Annotated in this window: 11 protein-coding genes, 2 tRNA genes and 2 pseudogenes; 1 reads left to right on the forward strand and 14 read right to left on the reverse strand. The window is 29.9% G+C overall.

Features of this window, described 5'->3' with window-relative positions:
• Window positions 1–46: 46 nt before the first annotated feature.
• Genes pyk through tadA form a run of 4 tightly spaced genes read right to left on the reverse strand, consistent with a single transcriptional unit; the run spans window position 47 to window position 6,711 of the window.
• Window positions 47–1,804 carry a pyruvate kinase gene (gene pyk / locus AC4KN9_RS05680; RefSeq protein ID WP_491017636.1) on the reverse strand — a complete coding sequence of 586 codons (1,758 nt, stop codon included), beginning with the start codon at window positions 1,802–1,804 and terminating at the stop codon, window positions 47–49.
• 14 nt (window positions 1,805–1,818) lie between these two features.
• The gene (pfkA, locus tag AC4KN9_RS05685; RefSeq protein WP_491017637.1) at window positions 1,819–2,778 is read right to left on the reverse strand and encodes a 6-phosphofructokinase; all 960 of its coding nucleotides are present in this window, start codon (window positions 2,776–2,778) and stop codon (window positions 1,819–1,821) included.
• An 8-nt stretch (window positions 2,779–2,786) separates the two neighbouring features.
• On the reverse strand, window positions 2,787–6,245 hold the full coding sequence (locus AC4KN9_RS05690; RefSeq protein WP_491017638.1) for a DNA polymerase III subunit alpha: 3,459 nt from the start codon (window positions 6,243–6,245) through the stop codon (window positions 2,787–2,789).
• Window positions 6,246–6,249: 4 nt separating this feature from the next.
• The gene (gene tadA / locus AC4KN9_RS05695) at window positions 6,250–6,711 is read right to left on the reverse strand and encodes a tRNA adenosine(34) deaminase TadA (protein ID WP_491017639.1); all 462 of its coding nucleotides are present in this window, start codon (window positions 6,709–6,711) and stop codon (window positions 6,250–6,252) included.
• Between the two features lie 85 nt (window positions 6,712–6,796).
• Here tadA and yaaA point away from each other — a divergent pair, with 85 nt between their 5' ends.
• Window positions 6,797–7,510: a peroxide stress protein YaaA gene (yaaA, locus tag AC4KN9_RS05700; RefSeq protein ID WP_491017640.1), complete on the forward strand. Its 714-nt coding sequence runs from the start codon at window positions 6,797–6,799 to the stop codon at window positions 7,508–7,510.
• A gap of 66 nt (window positions 7,511–7,576) precedes the next feature.
• Here yaaA and metK read toward each other — a convergent pair.
• The 10 genes and pseudogenes from metK to AC4KN9_RS05750 all read right to left on the reverse strand — a co-directional run bounded on the left by metK (window position 7,577) and on the right by AC4KN9_RS05750 (window position 14,719).
• Window positions 7,577–8,751, reverse strand: a pseudogene (gene metK / locus AC4KN9_RS05705) (methionine adenosyltransferase).
• 68 nt (window positions 8,752–8,819) lie between these two features.
• A complete protein-coding gene (locus AC4KN9_RS05710; RefSeq protein WP_491017641.1) occupies window positions 8,820–9,866 on the reverse strand; it encodes a WxLIP family cell surface protein in 1,047 nt (348 codons plus the stop codon).
• A gap of 62 nt (window positions 9,867–9,928) precedes the next feature.
• Window positions 9,929–10,636 (reverse strand): annotated as a pseudogene (locus AC4KN9_RS05715) (WxL domain-containing protein).
• Between the two features lie 84 nt (window positions 10,637–10,720).
• The gene (locus AC4KN9_RS05720; protein WP_491017953.1) at window positions 10,721–11,209 is read right to left on the reverse strand and encodes a WxL domain-containing protein; all 489 of its coding nucleotides are present in this window, start codon (window positions 11,207–11,209) and stop codon (window positions 10,721–10,723) included.
• Between the two features lie 22 nt (window positions 11,210–11,231).
• A complete protein-coding gene (locus tag AC4KN9_RS05725; protein ID WP_491017642.1) occupies window positions 11,232–12,077 on the reverse strand; it encodes a hypothetical protein in 846 nt (281 codons plus the stop codon).
• Between the two features lie 431 nt (window positions 12,078–12,508).
• Window positions 12,509–12,593, reverse strand: a tRNA-Leu gene (locus AC4KN9_RS05730).
• A gap of 1 nt (window position 12,594) precedes the next feature.
• A tRNA-His gene (locus tag AC4KN9_RS05735) sits at window positions 12,595–12,669 on the reverse strand.
• Window positions 12,670–12,747: 78 nt separating this feature from the next.
• Window positions 12,748–13,377: a uridine kinase gene (gene udk, locus AC4KN9_RS05740; RefSeq protein WP_491017643.1), complete on the reverse strand. Its 630-nt coding sequence runs from the start codon at window positions 13,375–13,377 to the stop codon at window positions 12,748–12,750.
• An 8-nt stretch (window positions 13,378–13,385) separates the two neighbouring features.
• Complete coding sequence (locus AC4KN9_RS05745; RefSeq protein ID WP_491017644.1) at window positions 13,386–14,099, reverse strand: pseudouridine synthase; 714 nt, start codon at window positions 14,097–14,099, stop codon at window positions 13,386–13,388.
• Window positions 14,100–14,107: 8 nt separating this feature from the next.
• Entirely contained in the window at window positions 14,108–14,719 is a 612-nt protein-coding gene (locus AC4KN9_RS05750) for an ECF transporter S component (protein ID WP_491017645.1), read from the reverse strand.
• Window positions 14,720–14,752 lie beyond the last annotated feature (33 nt).

Consider the following 14,752-nt stretch of genomic DNA (forward strand, 5'->3'; position numbering starts at 1 on the left):
ATATCAGATTTAAAATTTTTGTAATAATTATAATATTATTAATAAATTACATTACTCTTGCAGCACCTTCATATACAAACCCTGAATTAGCATCAAGTGTAATTAATTGACCATCATTAATTTTTCCGTCAATATCTACACCAATAATTGCTGGTAATCTTAGATTTAATGCAGTTATAGCTGCATGTGATGTTAGTCCACCTTGTTTAACTATAATACCAGCTGATTTTTGAATGAATGGAACCATATCTGCATCTGTATAGTTAGAGACAATAATATCACCTTCTTGGAATTTACTCTCTAGATCTTCAGCTTTTTCAACGACACACGCTCTAGATACCACTGATCCTTTACCTATAGCTTGTCCTTGAGTCAATACATTTGCAACTGTGTGTACTTTTAACATATTTGTTGAACCTGGTGTTGATGCTGGTATACCAGCTGACAATACGATTAAGTCACCTTCTTTAATATACTTATTTTTTAAAGCTTCTGATATTGAGTTGTCAATTAATTCATCTGTAGCTTCCATTTTCTTTGTCAATATTGGAGTTACACCCCATACTAATGATAGTTTTCTAGCTACATTGTCTACGTGTGTTGTTGCAATAATCTCTTTTTCAGGTCTAAATTTAGAAATAGCTCTTGCTGTTGTACCTGATGTTGTAGCTGCAACAATAGCTGCTGCATTTAACTGCTCAGAAATTCTTGATACTGAATTTGATATTGCATTTGTTGGGTCATTTTCAATCCATGTTTTTCTAACTTCTACTGCTTTTTTATAATCAATTGATGCTTCAATATGTAAAGAAATTCTTCTCATTGTCTCAACAGTTAAGTCTGGATATTTACCAGCAGCAGTTTCTCCAGACAACATAATTGCATCTGATCCATCTAAAATAGCATTAGCAACGTCATTTACTTCAGCTCTTGTTGGTCTTGGGTTTCTAATCATAGAATCTAACATTTGTGTAGCTGTAATTACAGGTTTTCCTAATAAATTACATTTTCTAATAATATCTTTTTGAACTAATGGCACTCTTTCATTTGAAACTTCAACTCCCAAGTCACCTCTAGCCACCATTATTCCATCAGAAACTTCGATGATTGAATCTAGATTATCTACACCTTCTTCACTTTCAATTTTAGAAATAATGTGTACATCTTGACCACCACATTCTTCTAAAACTTCTCTAATAGCTAATACATCTTCAGGTTTTCTAATAAATGATGCAGCAATAAAATCAATCCCATTTTCTACACCAAATTTAATATCACTAATGTCTTTATTAGTTAATGCTGGTAAGCTAATTTTAATACCTGGTGCATTTAAACCTTTTCTATCTTTAATTTCACCATAGTTCACAGCTGTTGTATGGATTTCTGTCCCATCAATTTCTTTAACAATAAATTCCACTAAACCATCATCTACTAAAATTCTTAATCCAACTTCAAGGTCTTTTGGTAAATTTATATATGAAATGGATACAATATTTTGATCACCTAATTGATCTTGTCTTGTTGTAAATGTAAAATCTTGACCTTGTTCAATTCTTACAACCATTCCATCCTTGAATTTTCCAAGCCTAATCTCAGGACCTTTTGTATCCAACATGATTGCAGTGTGCAAACCTAGGCTTTTTCTAACTTTTTTAATATTATTAATTCTTTGTAAATGTTCTTCATGATCACCATGTGAGAAGTTAAGACGACAAACATTCATCCCTAATTGCATTAATTGTTTTAACTTTTCTTCTGATTCTGATGCAGGTCCTATTGTACATACTATTTTAGTTCTTTTCATTTATTTCCTCCCAATTAATTAGATAATATACTTGCAATTGTGTATAATTCAGTATTAAATTTACTTTTTACTTCAATAGCTTCTGGTATCGGCATGCTAAATATTTTATTACCTTTAGTACCAATTGCTAATGAACTTTTTCCTTCAACTAGCAGCTCTACTGCATGAACTCCCATTTGACTCGCCATTATAACATCATTCATAGCAGGATTTCCACCCCTTTGTACGTGTCCTAGAACTGTAGTTTTTGTTTCTTCTCCGGTTTCTTCTTCTACTTTTTTAGCTATTTCATGAGATTTATCAATTCCCTCAGCAACAACAATTATATGATGTAGTTTACCTCTTGCCTTTCCTCTTTTTACTCTATCTAGTATTTGTTCCATATTAATCGGAATTTCTGGAACTATAATGCTTTCTGCACCACCAGCAATTCCTGAGTATAATGCAATATCTCCACAATTTCTACCCATTACTTCTACAACATTTCCTCTACCGTGCGATGAAGATGTATCTCTTAATTTACTAATTGCTTCCTTACAAGTTTCTACCGCTGTGAAGAAACCAATTGTAAATTCTGTATAACCCATATCATTATCTATTGTACAAGGTATCCCAATTGTTTTGATACCTCTTTCATGGAGAACATTTGCTCCTTGGAAAGAGCCATCTCCACCTAAAACAACAATTCCATCAATTTCATTTTCTTTTATTACTTTAATAGCTTTGTCTTGTCCTTCTCTTGTCATAAATTCTTTAGATCTTGCCGAGCCTAATATCGTACCACCTTTTTGAACAATGTCAGCTACAGACGATACATTCATTTCATATATATCACCTTTAATAAGTCCATCATAACCATTTACTATACCTTTTACTCTTAAGCCATTCGCAAATGCAGCTCTCGCTACTGCTCTAACTGCTGCATTCATACCCGGTGCGTCTCCACCTGAAGTCAAAACACCAATCGTCTTCATTCTTCCTCCTATTTGATAACTATATTTTCTTTATCAAGAATTTGAGCTAACTCTTCCATTAACTTTTTATTCTCAAAATTAACTTTTATATCTTTCAACTCGAAACCTTTTTTTATATCATCAAAATATATTGTAACTTTTTTATTTCCTTTATATTTAAGTAATATTTGTTTTATCTTTTCGTATTTATTTGTTTCAGAGTACATCATTTTAAGATACAAAACTTTTCCATTGTTTATTATACCATCTTCTGATTTATTTGTTGAAGATTTTTCGTTTTTTATTTCCGAAAGTTTTGAAACTATGATACTAGGATCTTCCACATCGCTCACTTGCAATCTTCCATCAACGAATAGCGCTTTATCTTCCAACAGTATTGAACGATATTTTTCAAAAATAGTAGGAAATACTACTAAATCAACACTTCCATAACTATCTTCCATTTTCACAAATGCCATCATTTGATTTTTTTTGGTAATTATCGTCTTTACTTCTGTTATTATACCACCAAATGTAATCTGTTTTTCTCTAATGTCATTTTCATTAATTATATCTAATGTGACAAAATTAATTTTATCTTTAACTAAACTTTCATATTGAGAATATGGATGCTCTGTAATATAAACACCTAGATACTCTTTTTCATAGTTTAAGAACTCTTTTTTGGAAAATTCTTCAATGTTAGGCATATTCATTTCAAATACATCTTCTTTTGCCATTGAAAACATACTCTCTTGTCCTACAATATTGTTTTTACTTTGTCTTGAATATAATTCTATAGTTCCAATATGCATTTGCATCATTTGGGACCGATGTAATCCAAATCCATCTAAAGCACCTGAAAGTATCAAGGCTTCAATAGCTTTTTTATTAATACTTGCAGAATCGCTATAAACCATTCTTTTAATAAAATCATCAAATGATTCAAACCTACCTTTTTTTCTTTCGTCTATAATCGCATCTACAAAATTATAGCCTACACTTTTAATAGCCAATAATCCAATACGAATTTTATCATTTTCAACTGAAAACTTCTTAAATGATGTATTTACGTTTGGTGGTAAAACTTTTATTCCTAAATTTTGAGCTTCTTTAATGTACATATATATCTTAGGCGTATTATTCATTACCGACGATAATAAAGCTGCCATAAACTCATGTGGATAATATTTTTTTAACCAAGCTGTTTGCATAGCAATAAAAGAATAAGCTGCTGAATGCGATTTATTAAAGGCATATTTTGCAAAATCTATCATTAAGTCATAAATTTTGTTAGCAATTCTCGCATCTATACCATTTCGCACACATCCATTTAATACGACTTCACCATCTACTACTTTACCATTGACAAAATACTCTCTATTCTCTTCCATTATAGACATCTTCTTTTTTCCCATAGCTCTACGAAGATTGTCCGCAGCTCCAAGACTAAACCCTGCTAATTGCTGAACAATTTGCATTACCTGTTCTTGAAAAACTATAGTTCCATAAGTTGTATTTAATATAGGTTCTAACGATGGATCTAAATATTTTACTTCTTCAGGATTATGCCTATACTTAATATAATTATCTATTTCATTCATTGGTCCCGGTCTGAATAAAGAGTTAGCTGCGATTAAATCATCAAATTTAGTCGGTTTTAATTCTTTTAAAAATGCTCTCATTCCTCCTGATTCAAATTGAAAAATACCAATTGTTTCAGCATATGTGAAGATTTCCATAGCCTTCTTATCATTTAAGTCTATATTGTCAATGTCGATAACTTTCTTACGATTATATTTTATCAATTTTACGGCATCACTAATGACTGTAAGCGTTCGTAACCCTAAAAAATCCATTTTTAATAGGCCTAACTCTTCAATTTCTGTCATATTATATTGAGTTGCTATTTGATCGCCATTTCTAACAAGTGGAACAAAATCATCAACTGACTTTGATGCAATTACAACTCCTGCCGCATGAGTAGATACATGCCTTGGCATCCCCTCTACTTCAATAGCAGTGTCTATTAATTTCTTATTTTTTTCATTGGCATCATATGACTTCTTAAAATCACTTGAATTTTCTAAAGCTTTTTCTATCGTCATTTTCAATTCTTGTGGAATTTGTTTTGCTATTTTATCAACAGTGGAATAATCAACATCTAATGCTCGTCCTACATCTCTTATTGCATTTCTAGCAGCCATAGTACCAAACGTAGCTATTTGAGCGACCTTTTCACTACCATATTTTCTTTTCACATATTCTATAACTTCTTCTCTTCTTTCATAACAAAAATCAATATCTATATCTGGCATTGAGACTCTTTCAGGATTGAGAAATCTCTCAAAAAGTAAGTCATATTCAATTGGATCAATACCAGTAATATATAATGCAAAGGATACAATACTTCCAGCTGCTGAACCTCTACCTGGTCCAACCGGTATATTATTTTTTCTTGAATAATCAATAAAATCCCATACTATTAAAAAATAATCGGTAAATCCCATTTGAGAAATCATATTCAATTCAAAATCTGCTCTATCTTTAACTTCTTTCGTAACTTCTTTATATCTTTCTTCAAGACCCTTGTACACTAATTCTCTTAAGTAAACGTCATGATTTTTATCTACTTCAAAGAATGGAAGGTGCATTTTGTGAAATTCAAAGTCGACATTACATCTATCTGCAATAATTTGTGTATTTAGGATGGCTTCCGGTGTATCCTTAAACAATTCCTGCATCTCTTCACTGGACTTTAAATAAAATTGATTATTTGGAAATCTCATTCGTTTCTCGGCATTAACTGTCATTCCAGTTCCAATACAAAGTAGAATATCTTGTACTTTTGCATCTTCCACATCTGTATAGTGAACATCATTGGTGCAAACTAAAGGTATCTGTAACTCTTTGCTCATTTTTTTTAATTCTATATTCACTTTTTTTTGTTCCGGTATACCATGATCTTGAAGTTCTAAAAAGAAATTATCTTGACCAAATATATCTTTATATCTTTTTGCAGCCTTATATGCTTCTTCATAATCATTATTGACTATATTGTATTGCACTTCCCCGGCTAGACATGCAGAAAGGCAAATTATTCCCTCACTGTGTTTACGTAGTAAATTGTGGTCTGCTCTTGGCTTATAATAATAACCATCGACAAATGCTTTAGATATAATTTTAATTAGATTTTGATATCCCGTCCAATTTTCTGCTAATAATACGAGATGATGCCTTTTTTTCTCTTGCGGATTTTTGTCATATAGCGATCCTGGAGTAAGATATATTTCGCAACCTATAATCGGCTTAATACCTTTCTTTTTTGCTTTTTTATAAAATTCAATTGCTCCAAACATTACACCATGATCAGTAATTGCAACTGAATCCATTCCATATTCTTTACATCTATCCAATAACTTATCTATTTTTGAAAATCCATCTAACAAACTATATGGCGTATGTAAGTGTAAATGTGTAAATTTCATATTTTTAACCCTTATTGTATAATCTTCTCTTTTCGAAAAAATTCATTATTATTTCTCGACACTCTTCCTCTAACACTCCATTTATAACCTCAACCCTGTGGTTGAAGACGCTATCATCAACTATATTTAATACAGAGCCTGCAAATCCTCTTTGAACATCTTTCGTCCCATATACTAATGTTTTTATTCTACTATGAACAATGGCTCCAGAGCACATTATACAAGGTTCCAATGTTGAAAATAGAGTCGCATCTTCCAATCTCCAGTTTCCAACAAAATCTTCAGCTGATTTAATCGCCATGATTTCAGCATGTTCAAATGCGTGATTATTAGTTTCGACCATATTATGTCCTCTCCCAATAATCTTCCCATCCAATACAACAACAGCACCTATTGGCACCTCATTATTTTTTAATGCTTTTTTAGCCTCATTAATAGCTTCATTCATAAAGTATTCTAAATCCATAAAACCTCACTTATATAAATTATATCACATAAATTGATTGTATTTTCTGTTATAATTAAAATTATCAAATACAGAAAGGATTACTATGAAAATTATATTCTCACCAACAAAAGAGATGGTTTTAGATAGCCCAATTTCAAAAGATTGGGTTCTAACAGAGGAAACGTATAAAATAATTAATGAATTAAAAAAACTATCAGATGAAGAATTAAAGAAAAAATTAAAAATAAATGACAATATTTTGAAAACAGTAAAAAGTTACATTTCATCATTCGATGAAAATTTAACTTACCCTGCTCTTTTCATGTATAATGGATTATCTTTTAGAACTATTAACCCTTCTACATTAAGTGATGAAGAATTAAAGTACTTAAATCAACACCTCCTTATATTGTCATCTTTATATGGCCCTATTTTACCTAATACTCTCATCAAACCATACAGGTTAGACTTTTTATCAATGATAAAAATTGATAATAAAAGCTTAAAGTCCTTTTGGAAACCATTATATAACCTTAAAATTTCAAATGGAGATACTATATTAAACCTTGCAAGTAATGAATTTTCAGAACTATTTGATAAATCAAATTATATTTGGATAGATTTTGAATTTTACGAAATTAAAAACAATAAGTTAAAATCTCATTCAACAATATCAAAAAAAGGTCGTGGATGGATGGTTTCCTATCTTGCAAAAAATAAAATAAAAGAAATTAGCAAACTAAAAAAAATTAAAGATGAATATTCATATAATAAAGAATTATCAAATGGTAATAAAATGATATTTATAAAAAAATAAAAAATCAATCAGGGCACTCCTTTAATCTATACGATTGATGGTAGTGCCTTTAATTGATTTACATATCTATATTAACTTTTTTAATTCTTCTACCCTATCAAGTCTTTCCCACGGTAAATCTACATCAGTCCTACCAAAATGACCATAAGCTACAGTTTGTCTATAAATAGGCTTTTTAAATCCAATTTGTTTATAATATCTGCCGGTCTTAAATCAAAATGTTCATTTATTATTTCAGTAAGTTTATCATCGTCATATTTACCAGTTCCAAAACTATCTACATAAATTGATACCGGTTTTGCTACACCAATAGCATAGGCAACACCTATTTCTAATTTCTCTGCAAGTCCTGCTGCAACCATATTTTTAGCTATATACCTAGCCATGTATGATCCGGATTTATCTATTTTTGATGGATTTTTACCTGAAAATGCCCCACCACCATGTCTTGAAAATCCACCATAAGTATCTACAATTATTTTTCTACCTGTTAGGCCGGAATCTGATTGTGGTCCTCCTATAACAAATCTACCTGTTGGATTTACTAAATATTTTGTATCTTCATCTACTAAATCTTCATCGATAACATACTTAACAACTTTTTCTATTATATCTTCTCTAATTTGATCTAATTCTATTCCATCATCATGTTGCGCAGAAACTAGGACTGTCTCAATTCTTGTAGGTTTACCATCAATGTATTCAATAGTTACTTGTGTTTTTCCATCCGGTCTTAAATAGTCTATTTCTCCATTTATTCTCACATCGGCAAGTCTTTTAGCTAATTTATGCGATAATATTAAAGGCATAGGCATTAATTCTAGTGTTTCATTAGTTGCATAACCAAATACCATACCTTGGTCACCCGCTCCAATTTTATCGTAAGGATCTGAACTATTTTCTTTATACTCTTTTGAGTTATCTACACCTAATGCAATATCTTTAGATTGTTCATTAAGTTTAATATGAATATTACAATTTTCCGAATCGAATCCTTGATCGATTTTATTGTATCCAATGTCTTTAATTACATTTCTAACTACTTTTTCTATATCTACATTAGCAGATGAAGTTATTTCACCTACTATAAACACATTATTAGTGGTAACCATAGTCTCGCAGGCTACTCTGGCTTCATTATCTTGTTCCAAATATGCATCTAATATGGAGTCAGAGATTTGATTGCAAATTTTATCTGGATGTCCTTGTGTAACTGACTCTGATGTTAACAATTTTTTCATTATTTAATATCTCCTTTATCTATTAAATTAATAGCTGCATAAATTTATTATATAACAAACTTATCGATTTAGTTATCTTCTTTTTTATTTTTTTTATTTTTTAATAAAATAAAAATGATTATTCCTAATAATACAAATATCATCATCATCAATATATATAATAAAAAATTATTTTCTTTCTCTAATTCAACAGCTTTTTCATTAATATCTTCTTGTTCAATCTTACTTATTGTAAATTTTCGCTCAAACTTAAAGTCGTATTTTTCATTTTTTGCACTTCCCTTAAATATATAATTTCCTTCTTTTAAGGGTTTATTTTCAAATGAAATAGGGAAATTAAATTTTGAATTTGGTGCAACCGAAAATTGTTCAACACTTCGTCTATATAATGGTCTATCTGAACCTTCTCTATACACTTCTCCAATAAAATTTAATTTACTAATTAATGTAGGTGTTGTGTTCCTAAATTCAGTTTGTAGACCCGTTCTATGGTGAATTAAACTTGGAAATACTTCTTTTAATTCTATATTTCCTTTTACTTCTTCATTATTATCTTTTTCTTTAATTCTAATCGCAACAGCATATGCATATTCATTTTCGATACCAATTGAGTTTTGCTTATTATTTTTCTTTTTTTCAAAAACTCTCTTTAAATATATTCCACCTAAAATTTCTCCATCAAATTTTTCACTTGGTGCCTTCACATTTATTTCTACAATTGATTGTCCTTTAGACTTTATAGTATACTCTTTTTGATTTAATTCAGCTATTCTATTAAATGGATATTTCATTGATTCATCATATTCTGAAACACTACCATCATAAACTAAAATTCCATTTTCATTTGTAGCGGCAAAGTTTATTCCCCCTAAAATTTTTATTTCTTCATTTGTATGATTATATATTTTTAGTCGTAGTGTTTGTTCTTGTTTTTGGCTCATTTCTATATCAAAATATGTAACTAAAGAATTTACTTGATTTTCCGGAAGTATTGCTTCTACTGAATATCCCACCTTATCATAACTAGGATTTTCTTCTTTAGCGTGAGCATAAGTGCTAAATACGCAAACAAAGAGCCCAAAAAATATAGATAATTTAATTAATTTTTTTTTCATAAATTAAATTCCTTTCTATAAAATAATGAACGATTCAAAAGAATCGTCCATCTTCATTAATATTATTGAGGGCTATTAGATAGTGTCCATACGATTTTTGTTGTATGATTTCCAACTTCTCCACCATTTGGAAGAGTTAAAGTAGCTTTTGAATTTTTATCTTCACTATCTCCTTTTAACCAAGTAATCAACCATGTTCCTAAACCTTGTGCAGTATTAGCTGGCTAATCTTGAGTACGTGCATTCGCTGTTGCTATAGTAACCGCTTGTCCACCACCTTGTAATGTTATATTCGCAGATACTGATGGTCCTGTTATATGATTATTATCTGTTGACGTCTTTGCTAAACCATTTTTTAAGGTTAATGTAGAACCTTTTAGTGTTGCATTTGTAAAATCTTCCATTTTTGCTGTTAATTTCCAACCGGCACCTGTACCTCTTCTATCACTTACTTGTGCATATGGTTCCGGCGATACTGATTCATAGGTTGTGCTCTTAGTCGGAATTACACTATGTGTACCGAAATCAAAGTTTGGAACAACATCTAGTGTTAGACCACCTTTTTCACCAGTTTTTTTCCCATCTTGAGGTTCCTTTGCTTCGTCTGGATTTTTAGGATTTAGCGGTTGAACCGGATTTGTATTATCTTCTGTAGGCGAAGTAAATTCAATCTTTACTTCTGACTCCGCTGCTAAAGTCGTAGATACTAAGCTATTAGCTCCAACAAACAAAATACTTGCTGCTAGTATTTTTGTTAATAATTTTTTCATAATCTCCCCTTTTTATTTTATTAAATTTTGAGATATATACTCAATAGGCATAATTTTAACATAATTTAGGTGTATTGTCAATTTTTATATAGGTCCATTTATTAAATACCATTCTATCTTTCCTGTATATTTTCCCCGTTTTATACTAGAATATGGTATTTCTATTTCTACTGTTTCTCCCTTTCTTGAGTCCCATCTAAATTGATAAAAAGTCTTGACTTGATTATGATGCCGATTTTTTGATGAAGCTATTTTTTTTATTACTCCCTCTTCTAAAACAATATTTCTTTCCAATATACCTGAAATCCCATTTCTTCTACGCCTGAAATAAGGATCCCTTCCTCCATAACTAGTGTCTGCCTTTCCATTTAACATTTTAATTTTTGTTCCTCTTAAACCTATATGCCCAAATTCATTTTTAAATGGATGTAATTTAGCATATACATTCCACTGAGCTTTTCTCCCTTCATCAAGAAACTCAAACGTGTGTGTTCTATCTATAGCTCTACTCTTAAAGTAAGTACCACTACCAGTTCCTTTATGAGTTCCAAAATTAAAGTATGGTAAACGAATAAAACTTAGTCCTGGAACACTATTAGAAACAGAATCTTGCTCTAGATGTCACTGAACGCTTGCTTCTTGATGATCTATTTGAATCTTCTCTTAAATCTTTCTTTTCAATATTTTCACTTTTAGTTTCTAATTGTTTTTTATAAAAGATTGTACTTGCGATATTTGAACTTCTAAATTCTTTTTCATTTGATACTTTAAAATCAAATGAAAAATTGACTATGTATTTATCTTTATTGCCAAAAGTTTTATCATCTACTGTCACACCTAATATAAATTTAATTTCAGAGTTATGACTTAAAACAATTTCTTTTTTAGGTACTATCTTTATAGCTTTGACTTCTTTATATTCATCAGAAGTTAAGACATTGCCCTCTATCCAATTTGCATCTTCTAGATATTTTGATTTAGTCAAAGTACCCGGATTCATTTTTGAATAGAAAATTCTATATTTATCTAAATTATCCTTTATAGTTTCTACTAATTTTAGATATGTAGAAGATTTTTCTAAATCAGACGATACATTTTCATTTTTTGTCAAAAAACTAAGAATTGTAAAATTAGATAAGTCTTTATTTGTGTTATTAATAAGTTTTATTTCAAAATTTTGATAATCTGTTTTTTGCTCACTCTTTTTTAATTTATTTTCTCCTATATAATTCGCCTGAAGTTCTATATAATTTGAATTTTTAGTTTCTTCTTCTTTAATTTTCTCTTCTTTAGTTTCAATACTTTCTTTATACTTTTTTTTTGAATCTTCATCAACTATATTATTTTGTAAATCTTTTCCAATTATTATGCTGGGGTAATAAATTATGGATAAAGAAAATATTACAATAAAAACTAATATTTTTTTTATAAATTTATTCATTTATTCTCCTAAATTTTGATTTAATATATCAATTAAATACTATAGTATATAGTAAGAAGTTAATTAAAGATATACTTCTTTCATCCCACTTGATAAAGTCTATTTTCATTTAAATAAATTATATAGTTATCTGGATTTATCTCGATTAATAGTATTATCATAAAAAAAAATAGTACAGCCCGTATACGGTACTAATCCTACTCTTTAATTTCGATTATAACATACTATACTATTTTTATAAACTCTCTAATCTTAATTTAACCAATTCTTTCAACTCTTCCAATTTCTCCTTATTTTTTTGGACGGCAAAATGACTACAAAAACATATTTTTATATAGTTTTATGTAGTGTTTCATATAAAAAATAATAAATATAAAAAATATGCCCCTATATTTAACCGTTTGGTCTTATATAGGGACATATACATTTATTGGTGCAGGTGAGAGGAGTCGAACCCCCACATCCGAAGATACTAAATCCTAAGTCTAGCGCGTCTGCCAATTCCGCCACACCTGCATGGGGTGAGTAATGGGATTCGAACCCACGATGCCAGGAACCACAACCCTGTGCCTTACCACTTGGCCATACCCACCACAAGCGGCCACTTTTTTAGTGACTACTTTTTATATTTTATATCAACTTAAAATAAAAGTCAAATTTTTTTATAATTTTATTGATTCATATTTTTCTTTACAATTTTAGAAATATTATTCATTAACATTTCTATTGCAATAGCATTTTTCCCACCATATGGAATAATAATATCAGCATATCTTTTAGTAGGTTCAATAAATTGTTCGTGCATTGGCTTTACTGTTTCTCTGTATTGTGCCATAACGGACTCTATATTTCTACCACGCTCGATTACATCTCTTTGTATCCTTCTCATAATTCTTTCATCAGCATCAGTTTCAACAAAAATTTTAATATCCATTAAGTTTCTAAGTTCCAAGCTTTCTAAAACTAATATGCCTTCTAAAACAATAACTGGTTTTGGCTTTACTAATACGACTTCATGCGATCTGTTATGAATAGCATAGTCGTATACTGGTCTATAAATCTCTTGACCATTTTTAAGTTTTTTAACATCTTCTACCATTCTTTCTGTATCAAACGCAGAAGGATGATCATAATTAAGTTCTGCTCTTTGTTCATATGTCAACCCTTCATGAGACTTATAATAATAGTCATGACCGAGAACAATTAAATCATTATTATATTTTTTTCTAAGCTTATTTACTATTGTGGTCTTACCTGATGCAGTCCCCCCACAAACACCTATTATAGTTACATTATGCATATCAACCTCTATTTAACTTTTGTAGATTCTTCTAATATTATTAATTCTTCTTCTGTTAATTCTCTATATTCACCAAGTTTTAGATTTTCATCCAAATCAAGATTGCCAAATGAAATCCTTCTAAGATAAGTTACCTCATTATCACAAGCATGAAACATCCTCTTAACTTGATGATATTTTCCCTCTTGAATATATACATTAGCACTGTGTGCATCAATTATTTCTAATTTTGCCGGCATTGTTAAATAGTCTTCTCCCTCTAAGAAAACTCCATTCTTAAAAGTTTTAATATCTTCTTCTTTTAAGGAATTTTTAACTATAGCAAAATATTTTTTGTACACCTTCTTTTTTGGAGATAATAAATTATGTGCTAATTTACCATCATTTGTTAAAAGTATAAATCCTTCGGTATCCTTATCTAGCCTTCCTGCTGGAAATATATCTTTTCCATAATATTTTTCATCAATCAAATCGATAACTGTATCACCAATGTCTTTAGTAGCTGAAACTACTCCTGCTGGTTTGTTCATCATTAAATAAACATATTTCTTATATTCTATATCTTCATCCTTAAATTTTACTACGTCCTTGTTTTCATCAATATGAATAGTCCCCTTTGTTACGGTATCTCCATTCACAAGTACATATCCTTTTTTTATATATTCTTTTACTTCTTTTCTACTTCCAACTCCCATGTTTGAAAGATACTTATCAATTCTCATCTTATTCCTTATATACTTTTGACTATTCTTGAAATTTGTTTATATATTAAAACTGTAACTAAGGCATTTAGCATTCCCTTTATTATATTAAATGGAATCACAGCAAATAATATTAATTCTAAAAATGAGTTAACATAGTTGTTAGGTGGCATCATTGACACAAAGGCACTTAATTCTACTCCCATGACTCTAGCATATAATGGAAAAATTATAAAAAAGTTTGATGCAGTTGCGAGTGCTGTCATTGAAAACACACCTAATACCAATCCAATTATTGCAGTTTTTTTTGTTTTTTTTCTATAATAAATTTTTGCGGCAGTATAAACGAATATACTTCCAACTATAGTATTAGAAAGTTCACCTATATAAAATGTCTGAGTGCCTTGAATAATCAGATTAATTAAATTTTTTATTATTACCGTTATAACTCCCGATAATGGTCCTAAAACAAACCCACTGACTAATGTTGCTACATCACTTAAATCTACCGTCATAAATGCTGGTGCAATAGGTAACGGGAATTTAAATAACATTAATACTCCAGCTAGCGACCCGAACACTGCTATTTTAGTCATGTTATTTGTTGTTAATATTCTTTTCTTTTCTTCCATTCTTTCCATAAAATCCTCCCTATAGTTATTAGGGCATTAAAA

The sequence above is a fragment of the Helcococcus sp. SA-HE-C1 genome (assembly GCF_985670335.1).

Coding starts and splice junctions, on each gene's coding strand:
- AC4KN9_RS05745 (WP_491017644.1), bottom strand. CDS start 14,099: ATGAGAATTGATAAGTATCTTTCAAACATGGGAGTTGGAAGTAGAAAA.
- AC4KN9_RS05690 (WP_491017638.1), bottom strand. CDS start 6,245: ATGAAATTTACACATTTACACTTACATACGCCATATAGTTTGTTAGAT.
- AC4KN9_RS05725 (WP_491017642.1), bottom strand. CDS start 12,077: ATGAATAAATTTATAAAAAAAATATTAGTTTTTATTGTAATATTTTCT.
- AC4KN9_RS05750 (WP_491017645.1), bottom strand. CDS start 14,719: ATGGAAAGAATGGAAGAAAAGAAAAGAATATTAACAACAAATAACATG.
- pyk (WP_491017636.1), bottom strand. CDS start 1,804: ATGAAAAGAACTAAAATAGTATGTACAATAGGACCTGCATCAGAATCA.
- udk (WP_491017643.1), bottom strand. CDS start 13,377: ATGCATAATGTAACTATAATAGGTGTTTGTGGGGGGACTGCATCAGGT.
- yaaA (WP_491017640.1), top strand. CDS start 6,797: ATGAAAATTATATTCTCACCAACAAAAGAGATGGTTTTAGATAGCCCA.
- AC4KN9_RS05710 (WP_491017641.1), bottom strand. CDS start 9,866: ATGAAAAAAAAATTAATTAAATTATCTATATTTTTTGGGCTCTTTGTT.
- tadA (WP_491017639.1), bottom strand. CDS start 6,711: ATGGATTTAGAATACTTTATGAATGAAGCTATTAATGAGGCTAAAAAA.
- pfkA (WP_491017637.1), bottom strand. CDS start 2,778: ATGAAGACGATTGGTGTTTTGACTTCAGGTGGAGACGCACCGGGTATG.